32 protein-coding genes are annotated in these 20,051 nt (G+C 63.6%); 29 read left to right on the forward strand and 3 right to left on the reverse strand.

The features are described from left to right. The 5 genes from ACSJJU_RS14360 to ACSJJU_RS14380 form a co-directional block, all read left to right on the forward strand. Positions 1-404: hypothetical protein (locus tag ACSJJU_RS14360; protein WP_435916272.1), on the forward strand; the 404-nt coding region annotated here is incomplete at its 5' end. After that, on the forward strand, positions 364-843 hold the full coding sequence (locus ACSJJU_RS14365; RefSeq protein WP_435916273.1) for a hypothetical protein: 480 nt from the start codon (positions 364-366) through the stop codon (positions 841-843). The genes ACSJJU_RS14360 and ACSJJU_RS14365, both read left to right, overlap by 41 nt. After that, a complete protein-coding gene (locus ACSJJU_RS14370; RefSeq protein WP_435916274.1) occupies positions 840-1,052 on the forward strand; it encodes a hypothetical protein in 213 nt (70 codons plus the stop codon). Before ACSJJU_RS14365 ends, ACSJJU_RS14370 begins: the two co-directional genes overlap by 4 nt. Continuing rightward, the gene (locus ACSJJU_RS14375) at positions 1,049-1,291 is read left to right on the forward strand and encodes a hypothetical protein (RefSeq protein ID WP_435916275.1); all 243 of its coding nucleotides are present in this window, start codon (positions 1,049-1,051) and stop codon (positions 1,289-1,291) included. Before ACSJJU_RS14370 ends, ACSJJU_RS14375 begins: the two co-directional genes overlap by 4 nt. Beyond that, positions 1,281-1,556, forward strand: coding sequence for a hypothetical protein (locus ACSJJU_RS14380; protein ID WP_435916276.1), 276 nt, complete (start codon positions 1,281-1,283; stop codon positions 1,554-1,556). Before ACSJJU_RS14375 ends, ACSJJU_RS14380 begins: the two co-directional genes overlap by 11 nt. A 229-nt stretch (positions 1,557-1,785) precedes the next feature. On the opposite strand, the gene ACSJJU_RS14385 is transcribed toward ACSJJU_RS14380, so the two are convergent. Continuing rightward, positions 1,786-2,229, reverse strand: coding sequence for a type II toxin-antitoxin system HicB family antitoxin (locus ACSJJU_RS14385; protein WP_435916277.1), 444 nt, complete (start codon positions 2,227-2,229; stop codon positions 1,786-1,788). A gap of 12 nt (positions 2,230-2,241) precedes the next feature. Continuing rightward, positions 2,242-2,469, reverse strand: a complete 228-nt coding sequence (locus ACSJJU_RS14390; RefSeq protein ID WP_435916278.1) for a type II toxin-antitoxin system HicA family toxin — start codon at positions 2,467-2,469, stop codon at positions 2,242-2,244. 60 nt (positions 2,470-2,529) lie between these two features. On the opposite strand from ACSJJU_RS14390, the gene ACSJJU_RS14395 reads away from it, so the two are divergent. The 20 genes from ACSJJU_RS14395 (at position 2,530) to ACSJJU_RS14490 (ending at position 16,382) form a co-directional block, all read left to right on the forward strand. Further along, positions 2,530-3,060: a hypothetical protein gene (locus tag ACSJJU_RS14395; protein ID WP_435916279.1), complete on the forward strand. Its 531-nt coding sequence runs from the start codon at positions 2,530-2,532 to the stop codon at positions 3,058-3,060. A 109-nt stretch (positions 3,061-3,169) separates the two neighbouring features. Further along, complete coding sequence (locus ACSJJU_RS14400) at positions 3,170-3,457, forward strand: hypothetical protein (RefSeq protein WP_435916280.1); 288 nt, start codon at positions 3,170-3,172, stop codon at positions 3,455-3,457. A gap of 33 nt (positions 3,458-3,490) precedes the next feature. After that, a complete protein-coding gene (locus tag ACSJJU_RS14405; protein ID WP_435916281.1) occupies positions 3,491-3,718 on the forward strand; it encodes a hypothetical protein in 228 nt (75 codons plus the stop codon). A 1,301-nt stretch (positions 3,719-5,019) separates the two neighbouring features. After that, positions 5,020-5,385, forward strand: a complete 366-nt coding sequence (locus ACSJJU_RS14410) for an HNH endonuclease (protein ID WP_435916282.1) — start codon at positions 5,020-5,022, stop codon at positions 5,383-5,385. Positions 5,386-5,489: 104 nt separating this feature from the next. Further along, entirely contained in the window at positions 5,490-5,897 is a 408-nt protein-coding gene (locus ACSJJU_RS14415; RefSeq protein ID WP_435916283.1) for a hypothetical protein, read from the forward strand. After that, complete coding sequence (locus ACSJJU_RS14420) at positions 5,851-7,602, forward strand: terminase large subunit (RefSeq protein WP_435916284.1); 1,752 nt, start codon at positions 5,851-5,853, stop codon at positions 7,600-7,602. Before ACSJJU_RS14415 ends, ACSJJU_RS14420 begins: the two co-directional genes overlap by 47 nt. A 1-nt stretch (position 7,603) precedes the next feature. After that, positions 7,604-8,869: a phage portal protein gene (locus ACSJJU_RS14425; protein ID WP_435916285.1), complete on the forward strand. Its 1,266-nt coding sequence runs from the start codon at positions 7,604-7,606 to the stop codon at positions 8,867-8,869. Beyond that, positions 8,866-9,795: a S49 family peptidase gene (locus tag ACSJJU_RS14430; protein ID WP_435916286.1), complete on the forward strand. Its 930-nt coding sequence runs from the start codon at positions 8,866-8,868 to the stop codon at positions 9,793-9,795. Before ACSJJU_RS14425 ends, ACSJJU_RS14430 begins: the two co-directional genes overlap by 4 nt. Positions 9,796-9,808: 13 nt before the next feature. Continuing rightward, entirely contained in the window at positions 9,809-11,110 is a 1,302-nt protein-coding gene (locus ACSJJU_RS14435) for a phage major capsid protein (protein ID WP_435916287.1), read from the forward strand. 70 nt (positions 11,111-11,180) lie between these two features. Beyond that, a complete protein-coding gene (locus ACSJJU_RS14440; protein ID WP_435916288.1) occupies positions 11,181-11,363 on the forward strand; it encodes a hypothetical protein in 183 nt (60 codons plus the stop codon). After that, positions 11,363-11,776 carry a hypothetical protein gene (locus tag ACSJJU_RS14445; RefSeq protein WP_435916289.1) on the forward strand — a complete coding sequence of 138 codons (414 nt, stop codon included), beginning with the start codon at positions 11,363-11,365 and terminating at the stop codon, positions 11,774-11,776. The genes ACSJJU_RS14440 and ACSJJU_RS14445 overlap by 1 nt, the downstream gene beginning before the upstream one ends. Before the next feature lie 12 nt (positions 11,777-11,788). Then, complete coding sequence (locus ACSJJU_RS14450; protein WP_435916290.1) at positions 11,789-13,159, forward strand: hypothetical protein; 1,371 nt, start codon at positions 11,789-11,791, stop codon at positions 13,157-13,159. Positions 13,160-13,177: 18 nt separating this feature from the next. Beyond that, the gene (locus ACSJJU_RS14455) at positions 13,178-13,468 is read left to right on the forward strand and encodes a phage fiber-tail adaptor protein (RefSeq protein ID WP_435916291.1); all 291 of its coding nucleotides are present in this window, start codon (positions 13,178-13,180) and stop codon (positions 13,466-13,468) included. After that, the gene (locus tag ACSJJU_RS14460) at positions 13,465-14,025 is read left to right on the forward strand and encodes a head-tail connector protein (RefSeq protein WP_435916292.1); all 561 of its coding nucleotides are present in this window, start codon (positions 13,465-13,467) and stop codon (positions 14,023-14,025) included. Before ACSJJU_RS14455 ends, ACSJJU_RS14460 begins: the two co-directional genes overlap by 4 nt. Continuing rightward, the gene (locus tag ACSJJU_RS14465) at positions 14,013-14,333 is read left to right on the forward strand and encodes a phage head closure protein (RefSeq protein ID WP_435916293.1); all 321 of its coding nucleotides are present in this window, start codon (positions 14,013-14,015) and stop codon (positions 14,331-14,333) included. Before ACSJJU_RS14460 ends, ACSJJU_RS14465 begins: the two co-directional genes overlap by 13 nt. Further along, entirely contained in the window at positions 14,333-14,812 is a 480-nt protein-coding gene (locus ACSJJU_RS14470; RefSeq protein WP_435916294.1) for an HK97-gp10 family putative phage morphogenesis protein, read from the forward strand. Before ACSJJU_RS14465 ends, ACSJJU_RS14470 begins: the two co-directional genes overlap by 1 nt. A gap of 1 nt (position 14,813) precedes the next feature. Next, positions 14,814-15,218 (forward strand): DUF3168 domain-containing protein, encoded by a 405-nt coding sequence (locus ACSJJU_RS14475; RefSeq protein ID WP_435916295.1) that lies wholly within the window; start codon positions 14,814-14,816, stop codon positions 15,216-15,218. 65 nt (positions 15,219-15,283) lie between these two features. Next, positions 15,284-15,703 (forward strand): hypothetical protein, encoded by a 420-nt coding sequence (locus ACSJJU_RS14480; protein WP_435916296.1) that lies wholly within the window; start codon positions 15,284-15,286, stop codon positions 15,701-15,703. Continuing rightward, positions 15,700-16,056 carry a hypothetical protein gene (locus ACSJJU_RS14485; RefSeq protein WP_435916297.1) on the forward strand — a complete coding sequence of 119 codons (357 nt, stop codon included), beginning with the start codon at positions 15,700-15,702 and terminating at the stop codon, positions 16,054-16,056. The genes ACSJJU_RS14480 and ACSJJU_RS14485 overlap by 4 nt, the downstream gene beginning before the upstream one ends. 44 nt (positions 16,057-16,100) lie before the next feature. Further along, positions 16,101-16,382, forward strand: a complete 282-nt coding sequence (locus ACSJJU_RS14490; protein WP_435916298.1) for a phage tail assembly protein T — start codon at positions 16,101-16,103, stop codon at positions 16,380-16,382. Here ACSJJU_RS14490 and ACSJJU_RS14495 read toward each other — a convergent pair. Next, positions 16,373-16,534: a hypothetical protein gene (locus ACSJJU_RS14495; RefSeq protein WP_435916299.1), complete on the reverse strand. Its 162-nt coding sequence runs from the start codon at positions 16,532-16,534 to the stop codon at positions 16,373-16,375. The two genes, ACSJJU_RS14490 and ACSJJU_RS14495, sit on opposite strands and share 10 nt — an antisense overlap. A gap of 11 nt (positions 16,535-16,545) precedes the next feature. On the opposite strand from ACSJJU_RS14495, the gene ACSJJU_RS14500 reads away from it, so the two are divergent. The 4 genes from ACSJJU_RS14500 to ACSJJU_RS14515 all read left to right on the forward strand — a co-directional run. Further along, positions 16,546-18,759, forward strand: coding sequence for a phage tail length tape measure family protein (locus tag ACSJJU_RS14500; protein WP_435916300.1), 2,214 nt, complete (start codon positions 16,546-16,548; stop codon positions 18,757-18,759). Beyond that, positions 18,756-19,067, forward strand: coding sequence for a hypothetical protein (locus tag ACSJJU_RS14505; RefSeq protein WP_435916301.1), 312 nt, complete (start codon positions 18,756-18,758; stop codon positions 19,065-19,067). The genes ACSJJU_RS14500 and ACSJJU_RS14505 overlap by 4 nt, the downstream gene beginning before the upstream one ends. Continuing rightward, positions 19,064-19,558, forward strand: a complete 495-nt coding sequence (locus tag ACSJJU_RS14510; RefSeq protein ID WP_435916302.1) for a hypothetical protein — start codon at positions 19,064-19,066, stop codon at positions 19,556-19,558. The genes ACSJJU_RS14505 and ACSJJU_RS14510 overlap by 4 nt, the downstream gene beginning before the upstream one ends. A gap of 18 nt (positions 19,559-19,576) precedes the next feature. After that, positions 19,577-20,051 (forward strand): hypothetical protein (locus ACSJJU_RS14515; RefSeq protein WP_435916303.1); only part of this gene is annotated, 475 nt, incomplete at its 3' end.

The following is a 20,051-nucleotide window of genomic DNA, read 5'->3' on the forward strand; positions in this document are numbered from 1 at the left end:
ACGAGCCGGTCGAGGGCGAAGTGATCCCGGCCAGCGCGGTCGAGCTCGCCGACCACTGCGCACGCATCGCCGGGATCGCGAACGTCTCCCCGGCGGCCATCACCCGGGACGTCGACACCGTGAGCGGATGGCTCCAGGCCGGATGCGACCCGGGTCTCGACATCCTGCCCACCGTCCAGCGCCTCACCAGCACCGCGCCTGAGGCGATCAACTCGCTCAGGTATTTCGACAGGGAAATTCGACATGCACACGCAAAACGCATCGCGTCAGCTGCAACTGGTGGCGGAGAGCCCGAGCGCGGTTCTCGTGCCGGTCAAAAACCCAGCCGACTGGAAACCGCGGCCACGGCCGTCAATCGCGCGCATGCCATCCTACGAGAGCGGAAAGCCGCTCGCGGCGCATGAGGTGACGCCCGAACTGCGAGAGGCTGCGGGTGAGCTGGTTTCGGCTTGGGAAGTGGCGCTGGCCCCGTCCGACGAGGACGGCTTGCTGAATGCTCTTGGCGGCCTGTCCGTGATGGTCGCGGGTCGCGACGACGCAGACGAGCTTGCGGTGCGCCTGGCGGTCTATGCCGAGGACCTTGAGGGCATTCCTGCGCGCCTCGTGCAAGCCGCGACGATCAAGCTCCGCCGCTCGCTGAAGTGGTTCCCGACGCTGGCCGAGATCCGCGAGTGCATCGCCGAGATGTACGCCGCCGAGCGCCCGTTCGCCATCCGAGCCTACGCCCTGAAATGGGTCGCGGAGAACCCGAAGCAGGCGGGCTGGAGCGACGACGAGTGGTGGAATTACCGGGCCCTCAAGGCTGCCCATGAGTGGGCTCAAGAGCGCGGGCTGATGGCGTGAGCGAGGCGGCCATGAACCTGCTCGACATCGCGCGCCGCCGCCTCGGGCCGCTCGGCGCCCAGCTGTTCGAGGCGCGGCACTGGGTGGAGCTGGCGCTCACAGCAGGCGGTAATGCCGGGCCGGTCACGCGGGTCACCGGTGCCGGGCCGACCATCGAGGCCGCAATCGATGACGCAGCGGCGAAGCTGGAGAGGGGGAAGGACGCATGACCGAGCAGCAGGACGGTGAGGGTGCCATCCGGGTGTGGTCGATCACGGCGGGCGGCGTGACCGAGACGGTGGAGGCAGTCAGCGACGAGGTGGCGGTACACCAGTGGGTGGTCACGCGCCAGCCGCCCGACCCGGTGGTGCTCACGGTGACGGCGGACGGTGTTGAGCCCGAGGTCTGGCAGGTGATCCGGCGGTCGAGCGGCGTGTACGAGTATGGGAGGCTGCCCGATGCTGGCTGATGTGGAGGTCGTCGTGGCAATCATCCGCGCCGGGCGCGACTATCAGGGTCGTGCCGTCGCTGCGGCGGGCGGACCGGGATACGATTTCGCGGCCACCGCGATCATCCGGGGCGACACGGCGGAGATCATCGGCGGCGTGGGATCCCTGACGCCCGCGCTCGTCCGCGAGATCGAGCGGGCTCTGGGAGAGCACGGCATCACCTCGGCGCACTGGGTCAGGTACGGGCGCCAGCGGCCGCGCACGGTGGAGCGTGTGGCACGATGAGCACGTTGCGGCGGTTTGCGCATCTGGCGCGGGAGCCTCAGGAGGGCGACGCTCGGCGGGCGTGCGCCAGGGCGTGGCACGAGCATGGAGTGGTCTGCATCAACCCGGCATGGCTGCAGAGCTGGGCGGATCAGAAGCAGCTTGAGCTGCTGGCGCAGAAGGTATTCGGACCGAGGCAGCCGCAACCGGTGCTTGAGCGGAGGCTTCCCAAATGATGATCGAATACGGTTTACGCTGGCGCGAGGTCAAGGCTGACCCTTTGGCCAAGAGCCTCAAGGGCCGCGCGAACGGTGCTGATTCTCGTGCCGTGACTGGGGTCGAGCAGGCGCCGCACCTCTTTCTCGTCCTTGCCCATGCGCCGTGCCAGCTCAACCTTGCTGATGCGCTGCGCTCGCATGGACAGATAAACGGACGCGATGGCGGCGATATCAAAGGGGGCGTCAACGAGGATTTCTCCCTCCTCAAGCGCCGTGGGTGCAGGCAAATCCATGCCCCGCTCAATGATATCTTCAATCAGCGTGTAGAGCAGATCGGCGGCACGCGCCGTCACTTCCTCGATGGTCTCGCCCTGGGTGGCGGCGCCATCGAAGTCGCGGATGGTGGCAACAAACCCGGTTTCGCCTTCTGCCCATTCGGATGCGGGGCGGATACGGACGCCGTAGGCCAGTCTCATCGTCTCTTACTCCTACTCCAGATCCTGTTTCGTGAGCCCGAGCATCCGCAGGATGCTGAGCAGGGTCCCGGTTTTGATCTCCTCCTTGCGGCCGGGGATCGGGGCCATCCGGGAGCCGATGTAGACCTTCACATGGTCGCCCTTGCCGGGCTTCGCCTGGAAGGTCTGGCCCTTTCGGTTGGCGGCTTGCCGGAGCCTGCGAAGGAGTTCGTCGCCGTTCATGTGGGCAATATCGGACAAAAAAGTCCGATTGTCAAGGAAAAGCGGACAAAAATGTCCGAAAATTTTGCGGGGTAGACTATGGCCAAAGCGGCAAAGAAGCGGGCGCGCGCACCGGAAATCCTCGGCCCGACGCCGGAGCGGGCTGCGAAGGGGGCGTTTCGGCTGGTCGACGTCGAGCTGGAGAGCCACCAGGATCGGCGGGCGAAGGTGCATCGGGATTTTGCCGGGACGCCCATCGATGAGTGGCTGGCGCGCGGCATCATCACCGAGCAGCAGCACAGGGCGTGCGAGTATTATGCCGAGCTGTACCAGGCTGCTGGCCTGCTGCAGCGGGTGACGGCTTCTTACGAGGGCCGCACTGGTGGCAGGAGCGGGGTTTTCGGCCCGGGCAACACGCTGGCGCAGTGCGAGGCCATCAGCGAGCTGCGGGAGTGGGCGCGGAAAATCCCGGCGCGGTACCTCAGCGTGTTCACCGACGTTGTGGTGTTCGGGCGCAGGACGGGCGAGGCGGGGGCCGACCTCGGGTACACCAATGCGCGAGCAGAGGCTGCGGCGATGACCGTGGTGCGGTTCGTGGCGGACATCATCGCAACCGATCGGCGGCTCTAAAGATATTTTTGGAGTAGTGCTTTTTTCTATTGACAAGAGGGCAATTTGCCCTCTATATAAGGTTCATCAGCAACGGGGCAGTGCCCCACCGGACCACGGGAGAATGGATATGTCGAAGCTTCTGGAAATCGTGATGAACTGCCCGGCCGTCAGCGGCGTGAATGCGTGGAAGGATCGCCACTATGTCAACCTTGTGGGTTTCGACCGCAGCTGCGCCGGCGACCGAAACCTCAAAATCTGGGTCAAGGGCAACGTCCTGACGATCGAGGGCAGCAAGGGCTGTTGCAGCAGCGGCTTTTGGTCGTCGTTCAGCCAGCTGATCGAAACCCTCGAATCCGCTGGCGCGACACGCGAGGGGTACGGCGACACCATCGAGGGCAAGTGGACGCTGGCTTGATGGCCAGCTCCATACAGTGGAGGAGGAAGAGCAATGTGGTACGCATTTGGAGCCTACAACAGCCCGACCCTCTATGGCTGGACGCAGGACCCGGCGGTTGCGAAGGCTGCTCTGGGCGGCCTGAACAAGGACCGTGAAATCAATGTTTACGGGATGGAAGTGATCAGCGACGAAGAGGCGGAGCGGCTGGGTCTCCCGCAGCGCAGCGACCTCTGGTTTGACGACGACACCCGCCTCGAGGATTTCGAGGATAATTGCTGAGAGGCACGCAAGGGCGACCTGATGGCCGCCCTCTTTTGGGGAGTGAACCGATATGGTGCGGATTGGCATACCGGTCGGAATGAAATTTTCAGACCTCCGTTTGTCGCGGTGCGCGGACGGCATGGTCAGATACGATCTCTCGGTCATAGAGAGCATTATGGAGGCAAGCGGCCTAGATCCTGCGGACGCCACAGGGGACCTTGTCACATCACTGATCGTCGCGTGGTATTCCGCTCACCGCCTATCTGGTGGCGAGCCGGACCCTGTCGCGGAGGATCTGATTGCGGAGGTCCGGATTGAGGATGCGGCTGGTCAGGCAGTGAGTTACCAGCCGGGCCGCGCGTAGAGTGAGGTGTATGATGTACATGACTCCTGAGCAGGTCAGAGAGGCCCGGCAGAGACTGGGTCTCACGCAATCGCAGCTGGCCGATGTGCTGCGCCTGGGTGGCGATGGCAAGCGGCTGGTGCGGCGCTGGGAGTCTGGCGAGGTCCAGATATCTGGGCCGGCGTCGGTCGCGATAGAGGCCCTGCTGACCGGGTGGAGGCCGAGCGGTAAGAGCTTGCGCGGTACACCGTAAACCGCTATACATAGGCACAATCCATTTCGTGCGCCTCGGCCTCACCGCCGGGGCGTTGTCGCATCCTCGTATCTCGCCCGCGCTATCCCGACGGCCGACACCGGCGGCGGCCGCGAGGCGCGCGCTCCCTCTATTGGGTAAACCGGGCGCGGGCAGCGCATCCCGGAACCGGATGAGAAAGGGGAAGGCCGATGCCAACGCCAGATTGGCTCAAGGTGGGCGTTCTGATTTCGCGGGACGGAACTGACCTTTGGGAAGTGACGGCGATATCCGACGACGGCAGCGACTTTGACGCGGTGTGCGTGAAGGCGCCTGAGCTTGGGTGGGCTGAAGTCGGAGACGACGACCGCCTGCTCACGATGTATTATGGTCCGCACTGGGTTGTTCGAGGTGAGCGTTAAGGCCTTGCAGACGTACGTCTAAACGGGTACAGATTACCACAATCCAATTGCTGCGCCTCGGCCTTACCGCCGGGGCGCAATGCGTTTGGGCGCGGTCTCTCCTCCACCTCTGACTATTTGTCCGCCTCGGCCTCACCGCCGGGGCGTTGTCGCATCCTCGTATCTCGCCCGCGCTATCCCGACGGCCGACACCGGCGGCGGCCGCGAGGCGCGCGCTCCCTCTATTGGGTAAACCGGGCGCGGGCAGAGCATGGCCTGTACGGAGGCCGTGCGTTGGGCAATCCGGCAAGCGCGCGAGCGCCGAGCAATACAGGAGGCTCGGATGGCCAAGGCACCCCCACGCATCGGCGCGCGTCCTGGCCTGTCGCCGCGTGAGCGCAAGCGGCGGCTGGACGATCGCAGGCTGACCGCTGCGCAGCGTGGGTACGACGCAGCATGGCGTCGGCTGCGTGACGCGGTGATTGTTGAGCGCGGATTGCGTTGCGACCAGTGCAAGCGGATCGGCGCGCTGTGGATGCGCGACGCGACGCCGACGATGCCCGTGCTTGAGGTAGACCACATCATCAGCGTGGCTGAGCGGCCCGACCTGCGGCTGGAGCCGAGCAACCTGCGGGTGCTCTGCCGCCCATGCCACAGCCGCCGCACGGCGCGAGACCAGGGTTTCGCCCGCCCTGGCCTGCGGTGGTAGGCCCCCTGGGGGGGGTGGTCCGATCTCTGGTGCGGGCTTCCCCCGGGGACCGCCCCCCACCCAAATTTCTGCGCGTGCGAATTAAAATTTGAGGATGAATTAAAATGAAGCGTGGCCGCAAGCCTGAGCCGCCCGCGGTGAAGGCTGCGCGCGGCACGTTCCAGCCGGTAAGGGATGCCGACCGGGTAGAGTTGGTGGTGGCGGGATCCCCGCCGCAGATCCCGGAAGGGGGCCTGACCCCTGAGGCGGAAGTGGTCTGGCAGGAGGAAATCGGCCGTGTGATTGCGGCCGGCAATACCGAACTGGATAGCTCGTTGTTCGCCGACTACTGCGAGCTGACGGCGGTGATCCGCAAGGCGTGGAAGGAGGGGATTGCACCGCCTGCGGCGTACCTGACCAACGTGCGCCAGATGCGGGAACTGCTGGGGATCGGTGGTCGCAAGAGCCGTGTTGGAGTGAAGCCGGATGGCAGCGCGAAAGCCAACCCGTTCGCCCGAAATGGACGGCGTTAAGGACTACGTTGCGATCGCCAACGACTACGCCCGCAAGGCGGTAGCCGACGAGGCAGGCAAGAGGTTCTGCAAGTGGGTCCGGCTGGCTGCCAAACGGCATCTGGGCGACCTGAAGCGCAAGGGGGACAGCTGGCCCTACTACTTCGACCCCTGGCACGGGTACGACGTATGCGACTTCATTGAGAAGTTGCCACACGTGGAGGGCCAGTGGGAAACGCCAACGATCACGCTCGAACCGGCGCAGATCTTCATCTTGGTCGTCGTGTTCGGTTGGCGCCGAAAGGCGGATGGCCTGCGGCGCTTCACGATGGCCTATATCGAGATGGCGCGAAAGGGGGCCAAGTCTACTCTGACGGCCGGGGTGACGCTGTACTGCACCTGCTGCGAAGGGGAGCCGGGGCCGCTCACCCTCATTGGTGCCACAACTGGACACCAAGCGTGGAAGGTGTTCAACCCAGCCCGTCAGATGGTGTTGCGAACGCCGGCTTTGCAAGAGGCCTTTGGGCTCCAGGCTTGGGCGCGGGCTATTACCTGCGCAGACAATGGCGGGTCGATACAGACGATCAATGCCAAGTCCTCAACTCAGGATGGGCACAACCCGCATCTGGCAGTGTTGGACGAGCTGCACGCGCACAAAGATCGCGGCTTGTTTGACGTGATCCGTTCGGCGTTTGGTGCGCGCAAGCAGCCGCTCTTGTGGATGATCACCACGGCAGGCTACAACATGTACGGCGTCTGTTATGAGCAGCGCTCGTTCGTGACGAAGGTGCTGGAGCAGTCCGTCACAGCCGAGCATTACTTCGGGATCATTTTCACGCTCGATGAGGATGATGATCCTTACGATGAGTGCAACTGGATAAAGGCCAACCCGCTTTATCCCATCACGCCATCGCCGGAATATATGCGAGCCTGTGCAATCGAGGCGAAGGAATCTCCGGGTGGCGAAGCTGAGTTCAAGACCAAGAACCTTAACATCTGGATGGGCGCATCGTCGGCATGGCTGAATGTGTCGTCGTGGAAGGCGTGCGGTCAGCGTGTCCCGCTCTCGGCCTTCCGCGGCCTTGAGTGCCACATCGGCGCGGACCTTGCAGATAAGGACGACATCACGGCGCTGGTTCTGTCGGCAAAGGACGGTGATCGGATCATATCGAAAACGTGGTTCTGGTTGCCCGAGGCCGCGCTGCAGCGGGCTTCTCAGACCGAGCGTGAGAACGTCACGCTGTATCAGCAGTGGCGGGAAGGCGGGCATCTCCATGTCACGCCGGGTGACTGGGTCGACCACAACCGCATCGAGCGGGTGATCCGGCGCCTGAAGGCGGCGCTCAATGTGCGCAGCTGCGTGTTCGACCAGTTTGCAGCTGCACAGGCCATGGCCTCTAGGCTGAACGACGATTTCAGCAACGGTGATGAGCCGTTCGCGGTCGTGCTGCCGAAGAACGCGCGCAACGTCACGGATGCCGCCAAGGAACTGGAAGCCCGGCACAAGGTGGGGCCGTCGATGCTGGTGCATGACGGCAATCCGGTGATGACGTGGATGATCGGCAATGCTGTCGTGCAGCGTCGGGTGGACGGGACGATCCTGCCGAAAAAGCCCGATACAGACAGCAAGGCCAAGATTGACGGGGTGGACGCCATGATAAACTCGATCTACCCGATGCTGGCGGTCGCGCCGAACGAAGTGCCGTTTGAGTACACGGGGCTCTGATATGGGTCTTGGTTCGCGACTTCGTGCAGCGATGCAGGCTCTGCGAGGGAAAGATGCGCCGTCCGGACAGATGGTGGCCGGGCCGGATGGCTTGAATGACCAGTTGGGTTGGACGGTATTCAATCTGGGTGGAGGGGCTCTCGCTGGTCAGCAGGTATCCCAGCGGACAGCTATGTCTTTGCCGTCGGTCCTTCGTGCTGCAGAGATCCTGACTGGCGTCTTTGCAATGACGCCTCTGATCTACTATCGACGCCTGCCAGATGGGGGGCGTGAACGAGCGGCGAATAACCCACTCTACAAGCTGTTCCACTCGCGCCCGAACGGCGTCCAGAATCCGTTCCAGTTCAAAGAGCTTCTGCTCGGGGATATGATCTTCGCCGGGGGCTTCTATGCCTTTGTTCACAGAGACGAGGGTTACCGCCCGCGGGCGCTGTCGCGCCTCGACCCTGCTGGGGCCGTGATTAGCCAGGCATGGGATAAGGCAGATGGGCTTGAGCTGTTCTACGATGTGATGTTGCCCAATGGCTCGCGAGAGCGGTTGACGCGTGCAGATATATGGCATGTGCCCGGTTTCAGCCGGGATGGGCTCACGGGCTTCGATCGTATCCGTCTCATGAATACAGCTCTCTCCGGCGCTGTGGCGACGGCGGAATACGCTCGATCTTTCTGGGAGAACAACGCTCAGCCGTCGACAGTGATCATGGCGAAGGGGCGGGTCGATCCCGAGCAGAAGGCGTTAATCCGCCAGGACTGGATTAATCGCTTCCGGGGTGCGCGGAAGGGGGGCGATGTGGCAGTCCTGGACCAGGACCTCGATGTAAAAATGCTGAGCCACGATCATAAGGCATCCCAGCATATCGAGACCCGGACTTTCTATGTCATCGAGGTGGCGAGAGCATTCGGCGTTCCTCCCCATCTGCTGTTTGAGCTCGGGCGCGCGACGTTTTCTAATATCGAGCAGCAAAGCCTTGAGTTTATCACCTATCACATGATGCCGCACTATGAGCGTGTGGCGAACGCGGCGACGTTCTACTTTGCCGAGCCTGGTCATTACTTTGAGTTCCTGCCAGACGCTTTGCTCAAGGGCGACATCAAGAGCCGCTTCGAGGCTTACAGCATTGCAATCGACAAGGGGATTTTCAGCCCGAACGAGGTTCGGGAAATGGAAAACCGCAATAAGCGCCCTGGTGGCGATGAATACCGCATTGGCTCTGGCAGCATGCTGGAGGGGCAAGAGCCCGGCAAAACGGAACGGGAGGAATCATGACGGCGCGGGTATTGGCGGCGATCCGAAGCACGCCGTGGGCGATTTTGCCGGAGTATCTTGAGGCTATCGAAGCGATCGCCATGCGCGCACTGGATCACCCATCTGTGCTGAAGGTAGCCGCTGATGGTCACCAAGAGAGGATCGCTGCATCTCTGGCGGTTATGGGGGAGAGGGCGGCTGGCACCAGAACGTCGACGATCAGGAGCGGCGTGGGCTGCATCCCCATTTTCGGTCCTATCTTCCCCCGTTCGAATCTGCTGACCCTATCTGGCGCAACTACCCTTGATATCGCGGCAGCTGATCTTCGGGCGCTCCAGGCGAGCCGCGATGTAAGGCGCATTCTGCTCGTGGTGGACAGTCCAGGCGGCGTTGTTGACGGTGTGCAGCAGTTTGCCCGCATGGTGGCCCAGTCGGAGAAGCCCGTTTATGCCCATGTTGAGGGCACCGGAGCGAGCGCGGCGTACTGGATCGCATCCGCCGCACGAGAGATCAGCATAGACCCGACAGCACGGGTGGGATCGATCGGAGTGGTGCAGTCCACATCGATTCAGGAAGCGCCTGACGTCAATGGCCGACGGCATCTCGACATCGTGTCGTCGAACGCCCCGAACAAGCGGCCGGACCCGGCGACAGAGGAGGGGCGGGCATCTCTCAGAGAGATGATCGACGCGATTGAGGAAATCTTCATCGCAGATGTGGCCCGCGGCCGCGGCGTGACCGAGGCGACGGTCAAGCGCGACTTTGGCGCGGGCGGCACAAAAACGGGCAAGCAGGCGAAGGCGGCCGGAATGGTCGATCGTGTTGAGGCCGATGGGCTGGAAGGCGCAATTCGGAGGCTTTCAACGTCTGCTTTGCCGGCTGCGTCGAGGCGCACAGCCGCGGCGCGTCAACTCGAGGTGGCGCGCCTTCGCGTCCACTCTAACTAATGGAGAGAGAGCTATGCGGATTACCGCGCTGAAACAGCGCCTGGCGGCCACCGTCGATGAGATGGAGAGCATTCTCGCTACGGCGCAGGCTGACAATGATCGCGACCTGACCGAGGACGAGGCTGCGCGGTTCGAGGAACTGAAGGCCGATAGTGAGAAGATCCAGGCAGCCATTGCGCGCGAGCAAGACCTTCTCGACCGCAAGGCCATCGCTGCCCGGCCGGTCAACGTTCCGCAGGGTGGAGGCGCGACCCATACTGTTCCGGCTCAAGTGGCCGAGAAGCTTGAGCCAGGCATCCAGTTCGCCCGCATCGTGACGGCGCTGGCGGCAACCGGCATGGACCAGCGCGCGGCTGCCAACTTTGCTGAGCAGACGTGGGGCACGGCCCAGGGGCAGATTGTGGCCAACATGGAGCAGTCGACGAACACCAAGGGCGGCTTCTTGGTCGACACTGCCTACAGCCGTGATTTCATCGATATCCTGCGGCCGCGGGTGGTCATTCGCCATCTTGGCGCACGATCTGTCCCCATGCCGGATGGCAACTTGACGACGCGCAAGAAAACGGCAGGCACCTCGGCCAGCTACATTGGTGAGCGCGTGGCTTTCCCGACCACCGACGTAACCGTGGGCCAGATCACCATGTCGGCCAAGAAGTTGGCGGCCTTGGTGCCTATTACCAACCAGCTCATTCGCCGGGCGTCTATCGGCGTTGAGGCCATGGTGCGCGACGATCTTGTGGAGGCCGTGGCGCTCAAGGAAGATCAGCAGTTCCTGCGCGGGACTGGCTCTTCGACGGCGCCTGCTGGCCTGCTGAATCTTGTCGCCTCATCGCACAAGATCAATGCCAACTCGACGGTCAACCTGGCGAACGTCACCGAAGACCTCGGCAAGCTTCGCTTGGCGGTGTTGAACGCAAATGTGCCGATGGCCCGCTGCGGCTGGATCATGTCGCCGCGCACGAAGATCTTCCTTGAGACCCTGCGGGATGGGAACGGGAATATCGCCTTCCCGAGCGTGGCCAATGGTACTCTCTATGGCTACCAGATTGGGGTAACCACCTCCGTGCCGGATAATCTGGGATCAGGCGGCAACGAGTCCGAGATTTATTTCGGCGATTTCGCTCAGTTCCTGATTGGTGACACGATGTCGGTCACGATCGCTGCATCCGATGTCGCAGCGTATGACGACAACGGCACCATCCGTGCTGCCTTCTCCAATGATGAGACTGTGATCCGCATTATTGAGGAACACGACACGCAGCTCCGGTACGACACCGCGTTCGCGGTGCTGCAGAAGGTCACTTGGGGCGCGTAATACCATCAATTCAGGCGACTTAGCGGGGCGGCGTGTGCCGCCCTTCGCTTTTCGAGACAGGAGAAAGAGCATGGCCGTGAAGTTCCTGAAACCGACCAATGTTGGCACGCTTTACAACAAAGATGAGATTGCCGGGTTCAGCCCTGAGATCGAGGAAGCTCTGGTGAAGCAGGGCGATGCCGAGAAGGTCCCCAGCAGGGCTGGCGCCAAGAATGAAGGTGCCAAGAATGATGGTGGGAAGGGTGGCAACTGATGGCATCGCTGATCTACACCGCAGCGCTGGAGGCGCTGGCGCGCGGACAAGTGGATTTCGCCGAGGACCAGTTCAAGCTGCTTCTGGTCGGCGCCAGCTACTCGCCGAACCGTGGGCATGTGCACCGCTCCGAGGTGTCCGGCGAGGTGTCCGGCGCGGGGTACACTGCAGGCGGCAAGGCAGTGACCCTCACGGTTAGCAAGGACGGCGTGAACGGCCGCGTGGATATTACGCCGGCCAATGTGACGTGGGAGGACGCCACGATCACCGCCCGCGGCGCGATCCTGTATCAGGTGCTGGGCGCGGCCGCGGATGATCTCCTGGTCGCATACGTGGATTTCGGCGAGGATAAAACGGCCTCGGGCGGCCCGTTCACGGTGACCTTCACCGATCCCCTGCGGATCACCAGCTAATCAGCGTTCACCATGTCCCTGCGTGGCTCGGGCGACGGCGGCTTCTACCAGGCCCTGGACTCCAGCTGGATCGGCAGCGCCGATCTCAGTGTTTTTCTCTGGATTAAATCCATAGGGACACCCGCGATTGCATCCCGGATTTTCGGCCTGTATCAGGCCCGCTCGCGAGGATTCCTGATCTTCAACGGGTCGTCATATGTGTCTGGGTCGACCAACCTGTCGATCTGCTGTGTCGCAGGTCCCGGAGTCGACACGCAATGGGGGAACAACGCCAGCCAGGCGGGCCGGGGCATGGCGCACGTCGCCGGCGCGCTCAGTGGCGGGGGGTGGGTGCCGGTCTGCGCCGTGATCCGGGGCTCCGGGGCGCCGGATAACACGGGCAGCGGCAACGCTCAGCAGATCCACTCGCTGCACGTGGGCGGCGCTGCCGGTACTGTCGGGTCAACCACCTCGGGCATTGCGCCAGCTGCGACAGGGAGCCGGGGGCTGCTACTGGCCAACGACACCAGCGCGAACTTTTTCTCTGGCGCGGTCGCCGAATGCACCGTCTGGGTCGGGTACCGCCTGTCTGACGTAGAGCGGCAGGCACTGGAGGGCGGGGCCGACCCGGCGACCATTGCCCCCGAGTATCAGGTCTACCGGCGCTCTTTCCGCAACGGGCTGGCTGGTGAGGTCTGGGACGGCACGCTGGTCGCGCTCGGCGCCGGGGCGACGCTCGATCTGGGCGATCACCCGCCGATTGGCGGGGATGAGCCGGTCGAGGTCGATGTTGCGCTCCCGTTCATCACTGCGGCGCCTCTGGCGGCGTCCGCGGCCACTGGGGCGGCGGTGCCGGGGGCATTGCCAGCCGTGGGGATCAGCCCGCCGGCGGCAGTGGCGGCGGGCGGTGCAGATGTAGAGGCGGTTCTGCCTGATGCGGCGCTGATTGCGCCAGCGGCCGCGGTGGCCGGTGGGGCTGTGGCCACACCTGGCCTGCCGTCGATTACGGTACAGCCTCCGGGTGCTCATGCCGGGGGCGGCCAGTCCGTGGTTGTGGCCGCGGCGCTCCCGTCTGTCGCTATCTCGGCGCCCGCGGCTCAGATAGCGACCGGCGCGGTGCTCCTGGCTGCATTGCCGACCGTCACCATCTCGCCGCCAGAGGCGCATGCGGGGACCGGCACAGTGGCCCTGGCCGCACTGCCGGTCATCACCCTTGCCGCGCCAGAGGCGGCCGCAGTCGGCAGCGCAGCGGTGGCGGCGTCGCTGCCTGCGATCATGGTGGCCGCTCCGTCAGCTGCCATCGGCCGGCCCTACATCCCGGCGTTCAGCCGGATGGGGCGGGCCCCGGCGTTCCGGGGCGGCCGGGCGCCGGCGGCACGGGCCGCACGAGCAGTAGGGATGTGAGGGTGTAAGATGTACCGCATGAAACCGGCCGGCGCTGACCTCGACTATCCGATCGCCTGGGAGCTGGCGGAGGACGACACCATCACCGTCAGCACCTGGCGGGTGGAGCCGATCGGGGAGCCGCAGGCGGGCGATCTGCAGGTGGTGCCGGGGTCCGAAGCCGTCAGCGGCGCGGTGACGGCGTGCATGCTGACCGGTGGTCTGAGGGGGCGGCGGTATCGGGTCATCAACCGGGTCACGACGGCGCAGGGCCGGACGGACGAGCGCTCCCAGCTGATCCGCATCGGCCAGGTGGAGGTGCTGACATGAGGATCATCACGCCGCCCGCGGCAACGCCGGTCACGCTGGAGGAGGTGCGGGCGCAGCTGCGGCTGGACGGCAACGAGGAGGACGCTCTGCTGGCGGGATACCTCGATGCGGCGGTCGAGCATGTGCAGACCATGACGAGCCAGCTGCTGATGCCGCAAACGGTCGCGTTTGAGTTCGACAGTTTCGAGGATATGGCGCGGCCGCTCCCGTGCGCGCCAATCCGGGCAATCCAGTCGATCAGCTATGAGGCGGCGGACGGTAGCACGCAGACGATAGAGCCGAGCGAGTACCGGCTGCGCGAGCGCGGGCGGCTGGCTCTCATTGCGCGCCGGAGCGGGTGCTGGCCGCAGCTGGCACCCGGGGCGGTGGTCACGGTGACGGCCGAGGCAGGCTACGAGGACGCCGAGGCAGTGCCGGTGACGCTGCGTCAGGCGATCCTGTTCCTGGCGGCGCATTTCTACGAGACCCGCACGCCGGTGGGCGCGGCGAGTGGTTCGGCAGAGCTGCCGCTGACTTTCCGTCATCTGGTGGAGCCGCACAGGCTATGGCTGATCTGATCGGGGCGCTGGATCGTCGCCTGAGGCTGCTCCGGCAGAACCAGGCGCAGAATCCGGTCAATGGCGATGTGACGGTCCAGTGGGTGCCTGTGGCGACTGTGTGGGCCTCGCGTCGGCAGCTCTCCGGCCGGGAGGTGGAGTTCGCGGCGGCGACCCGGGGCGCCGAGGAGTTGCGGTTCCGGATCCGCTACCGGCCGGACGTGTCCACGACAGGGCGAGTCGAGTGCGAGGGTGTGCCGTACGAGATCGTGCGCGTCGAGGAGATCGGTCGGCGGCGCTGGCTCGACATCTACGCGCGGAGGGTGTGATGGCGGCTTCTCGGGTGCGGGTTACATTTACCGGCGGAAAGCAGCTGGAGCAGGCCCTTCGGGAGATGGGTGAGGAATGGGCGACCAAGGCGGGCTACCGCGCCAATCTGAAGGCTGCCCAGCATATGCGGGATCGGTACGTTGAAGCTGCGCCTTATCAGCCCGGATCGACCGTCAAGTCGTGGAAGCGCAAGGACGGCACAGTCGTTAAGGCAGATTACGGCCACCTGAAGGAGAACATTCGTATCCGGCGCGACAAGTCCCGCAAACAGGGCAACGTCGTGCATCTGGTAACGGTGGGGAAGGCCTTCTGGGGGCGTTTCCTCGAATATGGAACCCGCAAGATGGCGGCGCGGCCGTGGATGCGCCCGGCCTTCGAAAAACATCGGGAACAGGCGGTTGATATTCAGCTTGGCGAGCTGAACAGCTTGATCGAGCGGGCAGCCAAGCGGATCCGCGGGGCAAAGGCGAAGAAGTGACATGCTGGACGCCGCGATTTACCAGCTGTTGGCCGGGAATTCGGCCGTTGCAGGGATGGTCGGCACCCGGATCTACCCGTCCCGCGCACCGGATGAGGCAACGCTGCCGTATCTGGTCTATCTCGACATGGCCGAGATCGACCGTGCGCGCGATCTCGATGGTGTCGGCGGGCTCCGCCAGGCTCGCGTGCAGGTGGACGCATGGGCATCCACGGCAACTGGGGCCAAGCGGCTTGGTGATGCCGTGGTCGAGGCGCTCGAGGATTTCACCGGGGCCATTGCCGGTGTGACCATTGCCGATGTGGAGCTGATCGGCGGTTTCGATGATTGGGATGGCGGCGAGGGGGCAGCGCCGAGCCCCGTCTATCGCCGAATGCGAGAGTTCTACGTCTGGGTCCAGAGCTGACCCAATCAAATCACAAACCTGGGCCAGCCCGCCAGCGTGCGGGCTTTTTTTCATAGGAGGCGGCTATGGCTGTGCATTCCAAGGGCACGCAGCTGAAGATCAAGATCGACGGCGCCTATGTGCCCATCCCCGGCATTGCGTCGATCTCGGTGCCGGCGGGCCAGCGCGAAAAGATTGATGTTACGACGCTCGATTCGGCGCGGAAGGAGCACATCCTCGATATTCCGGACGGCACCGATATGTCGTTTGAGCTGGATCTGAAGCCGAAGACTGGCGGCGGCGGGTACGTGGACGCTCAGCAGGAACTTGAGGACGCCTATCTGGACGGACTTGAGCGCGACTTTCAGGTCGTACTCCCGGGTGAATTCGGCATCACGTACGCCTTCAAGGCGACGGTTAGCCTGTTCCAGCCGAAGGCCGCGACTGGCACCCAGATGAAGGCTGACGTGACCATTTCGTCCACTGGTGATGTTACGGTTGAATGATGAGCAAGATCCTCTCTCGCGACGATATCCTGAAAATCGACGATCTGCCGATCAAGAAGGTCGAGGTCCCCCAGTGGGGAGGCTCGGTGTACGTGCGCGGTCTGACGGCCGAGGCGCGAGATGCTCTTGATGCGGCATATGCTGACGCCAAGAAGAGCGGAGTCCCGGTCAATATCCGCGCCCGATACGCAGCGGCCTGTATCGTCGACGATAAAGGTCGTCCGATCTTCGCCGAGGATGACATCGATCGCTTGGCGGCAAAATCGGCTGACGCTCTCGACAAGATCTACGACGCCATCGTCGAGCAGTCCAAACTGTCGCCCGCGCACGTTGAGGAGGCGGCAAAAAACTGATCGAGCGGCCCACGCGCAGGCTGTTGCTTCGGCTCTGCCTCGCGATGGGCCGCACCCCTCGCGAGCTGGGGCGGCTGCTCACCAGCGAGGAACTGACCGAGTTTATGGCGCTTGACCTGGTCGAGCCATTCGGGCAGCGGCGGATGGACGACTGTTTCCGCCTCCTCGCGGCTCTCATCTACAACAGCAATCTGGCCGGGGGCGCCAAGGTGCTTATGCCAGGCGACTTTCTGAAGGTGTGGGAACCACCGGTCGAGCGCGACTTAAAGGCCGAGGCGGAGGCGATTTACCAGTATTTTCAGAAACGGGTGAGGCGTCAGTCCTGACGCCGGCCCTTCGCCTTGCTGGCCTCAAGGCTGAGATCGACGAGGCGGCGGATGGCTTCGGCGCGACACGAAATGTCCGGCTGCTGTCTGGAATAGAAATAGAACTGCGCGGGTGTGACAAGCAAAGGCGGCCCGAAAGCCGCCTTTTTCATCGGAGACGAACATGCAGGTCGCAAGTCTGCACACGTCGATTGTGCTGGAGAGCGCCAGCTTCCTCGTCCCCCTGAGGGATGTGACTTCCGAGGTTGAGAAATCCTCCCGTAAGATGGAACAGGAGCAGAACAGGCTGGCTCGGTCTGCCGACAGGCTTCTCTCGTCACTCGACCCCGTTTATGCCGCTCAGAGCCGCTTCAGTAAGGGGATGGAGGAGGCGGATCGGCTGCTGAAGGCTGGGGCGATTTCAGTTGAGCAGCATGCCCGGGCCGTTCAGGCGCTCAAGGCCAACCTCGATAGTGCGGTGTCGGTCGCGAGCAAGACGGCGGCAGCCGAGCAGGAGCGCCTTGCCGCTTCGGCGGACCGGCTGCTGTCGTCTGTTGATCCACTGTATGCGGCGCAGAGCAGGTTCAACAAGGAATTGGCCGAGGCGCGGCAGCTATTCCAGCAAGGTGCGATATCGGCCCAGCAGTTCGCGACGGTCGAATCTGCTCTGAAACTGCGGCTGGAGCAGACTTCGGCTGCGCTCAGGGCTCATGACCTCGCATCAGCACAATCGCAGCAGCGTATGCGGCTGTTGGGCTATCAGATCTCGGACGTCGGCGCCCAGTTGGTGGGCGGCCAGAACCCATTCATGATCCTTGCCCAGCAGGGGCCGCAGGTCGCGATGGCTTTCGACGGTGCCAAGGGCGCTGCCGGGCGCTTCGCATCCTTCATGACTGGACCTTGGGGCGCGGCGATACTTGCGGCCACGTCGGCTGTCGGCATGCTCTGGATGAAGCTGGCCGAGGGGAAGACGGCGACGGAGGAGCACGCGAACGCTTCAAAGACCTTGCGCCAAGCCATCGAAGATCTGGACCGTGCGACCGGAATCTACAACCAGACACTCGGTAAAAAGATCAGGCTGGAAGAGGAGGAGGCCCGGGAGAAGTATGACGATGCTGTAAAGGAGCGCGCTAAAGCCATCAAGACACTGGCGGACGCCAGGAAGCGCCTCGCCGATGCTACGTCCGGCAGCATCGCAGACCCTTCAATGGCGGCCTCGGCGGCTGAGGCTGGCCTTGTGGTCCAGAAACTTGAAAAGAAAATAGCGGACCTGAACAAGGAGATTGGAACTGCTGAGGAAGGCTTCCGCCGTGCCGACGTGGCGCGCTCAATCCAGCGCATCAGGGAAGAACTGGATCCCACTGCTGCCGCGATTGGGCGGTTTGACCGGGCTGTTGAAGCCTTGGCGGAGAAGCGGGCTAAGGAACTGATCACGCAGGAGCAGTTTGATCGCGAGTATAAGGCTCTGGAGATCAAGAAGGAGGCCGAACTCGAAGCCATCAAAGCCACGGAGAAGGCCAGCAAGGCGCAGGATAAGGCGGCCAAAGAGTGGGAAAAAGCTTCCAATTCCCGCATCCAGTCCTTGCTCAAGGAGCGGACTGCGATGGCGCAGTATGTCAAGGACATGAAGATTCTCCAGGAGTCGTTGTCCCGTGGCACGATCAGCGCAATGGAGCGGGACATTGCGGCCAACCGAGCCCGTCAGGAGTGGCTGGATGGTCTCGCCCTCAAGCGCCTCGAGCCCAAGATAATGGATTCCAGCGCTGCCAAGCTGGCGCTGCCGAAGGTCAACATGAGGGAACTGGCCAATCTAGACAGCGTCCGTGCGACCCGGGAGGAAATCGAACGGACGGCTGAGCGATACCGTCAGCTGGACCAGGCAGCCATGCAGTTCGCAACCAACATGAGCAGCAGTTTTGAGGACGCCATCTTCGCGGGCAAGGGGCTGCGCTCGGTGCTGAGTGGCCTGCTTGACGACCTCGGCAAGATGGTGATCCGGCTGACCGTTATTGAGCCGCTGGCGCGCTCTGTGGCGGACGCCCTCAAGGGCAGCCGCCTGGGTGGCGGCGGCGGGATCTTCGGCCTGATCGGTGGCCTGTTCGGCGGGGCTCGCGCCAATGGCGGGCCGGTGACGGCGGGCCGTGCCTATCTGGTCGGGGAGCGGGGGCCTGAGCTCCTCATGCCGGCCACCTCGGGGACGATCATCCCGAATGGGGCGCTGCAGGGCATGACGGGCGGCGGGCGGGTCATCAACATCACCGTCAATGCGCAGGACGCAGTGTTGGCGAGCACTGTGAAGGGCTGGATTGTAGAATCTATGCATGCCGCAACGGCAGCCGGAAGCGCAGACGCGCAGGCCAGCATAGCCCGACACGGAAGAAGGAGATTGCCATTATGAAAAAGGAAATCGGCCTCCAAGAGGCATTTGATCGACTTTGGAAGGAGTACGGTGAGCTTGCCGCCGCGTTTCACTCAGTCACGAGCGTAATCTTTGGGATTCTGAAAGGGGCCGAAATTGCGCATGCCGAAGGTATCATTAGCTTGCTTGAGGCTCAGGCGAGATTGATAGGGCAGACACGCGACAAGGTGGGTGGAGATGCCGAACCAAATCCGCATTTGATTGCGATTGCCGAATATCTGCGCGCCGTGGAAAGGGGAAACGGAACCCCGTTCCGGGTGGTCGATGGGGATAAGCAGGAAAGATGACCGCTGTAATGCTGAACGATGATCAGGCTCGTACTCATGCACGCCTGAACTACGAGGCGCTGACAGCGGAGTCTCAACTGCGCCTCCAGTTCCAGGCATCGTTTGCGGAGCAGGCGCTGAAGGGGCTGATGCTCGTCAATGGCGGCGCGATTGTCGCCCTCTACACTGTCATTGGCAACTCCGGGGCGGTCAGCCTCGATGTCGGCAGCCTGTGGGTGGCGTTTGGCTGCTTCGTGGCGGGCCTGGTGCTGACCCTGCTGGCGTACCTTGGCGCTTTCGCGTCCCAGAACTTCTATTACGTCTCCTCCCAGTTCGAGGCGTGGAATCATCTGGACGCTCTGAAGGGCTCGAAGGGTGGTGCGCTCGACCATTTAGAGCCGTATCGCAAGGGGCACTGGGCCCAGATCGCCGGTGTGGGCTGCGCCGTGCTGAGCGTGACGGCGTTCGGGGTCGGCGCAGGACTGGCACTCTCGGGCGTTCTGCCCGCGTAATCACAGGAACATCGTCAGATGATCGAACTGCCGAGCACCCCGGCTCCGGCGGATGCTGTCATTCGCCCTGTGGACTTTGGTGCGGTGCTGACGCCGCCTCTCGGCGGCGCGCTACAGCGCATCAACCGGCTGGGCAACCGCTACCAGGTCACTTTCACCATGCGCCCGATGCGTTATGAGCCGCATGGCCGCATCTGGGCGGCCCGACTGGCGCGCGCCCAGACGGAGGGCGGGCGGATGCGCTTCTTCCAGCCCGGCTTCTCCCCCGGGAGCCCGGGCAGCCCCGTGGTGGACGGCAGCGGGCAGCTGGGCAGCACGATCGCGCTGCGTGGGTTCGCGCCCGGCTATTACATCCGGGAGGGGCAGGCCTTCTCGGTCGAGCGGGGAGGCCGGCATTCGCTGTTGGTGGCGGCCGAGGGCGTGACGGCGGACAGCAGCGGCAAGGCGTCAGTCCCTCTGACGCAGATGATCCGCACGCTGCTCTACGATGGCG

It is taken from the genome of Pedomonas sp. V897 (genome assembly GCF_051304405.1).
Taxonomy (GTDB): Bacteria; Pseudomonadota; Alphaproteobacteria; order Sphingomonadales; family Sphingomonadaceae; genus Pedomonas.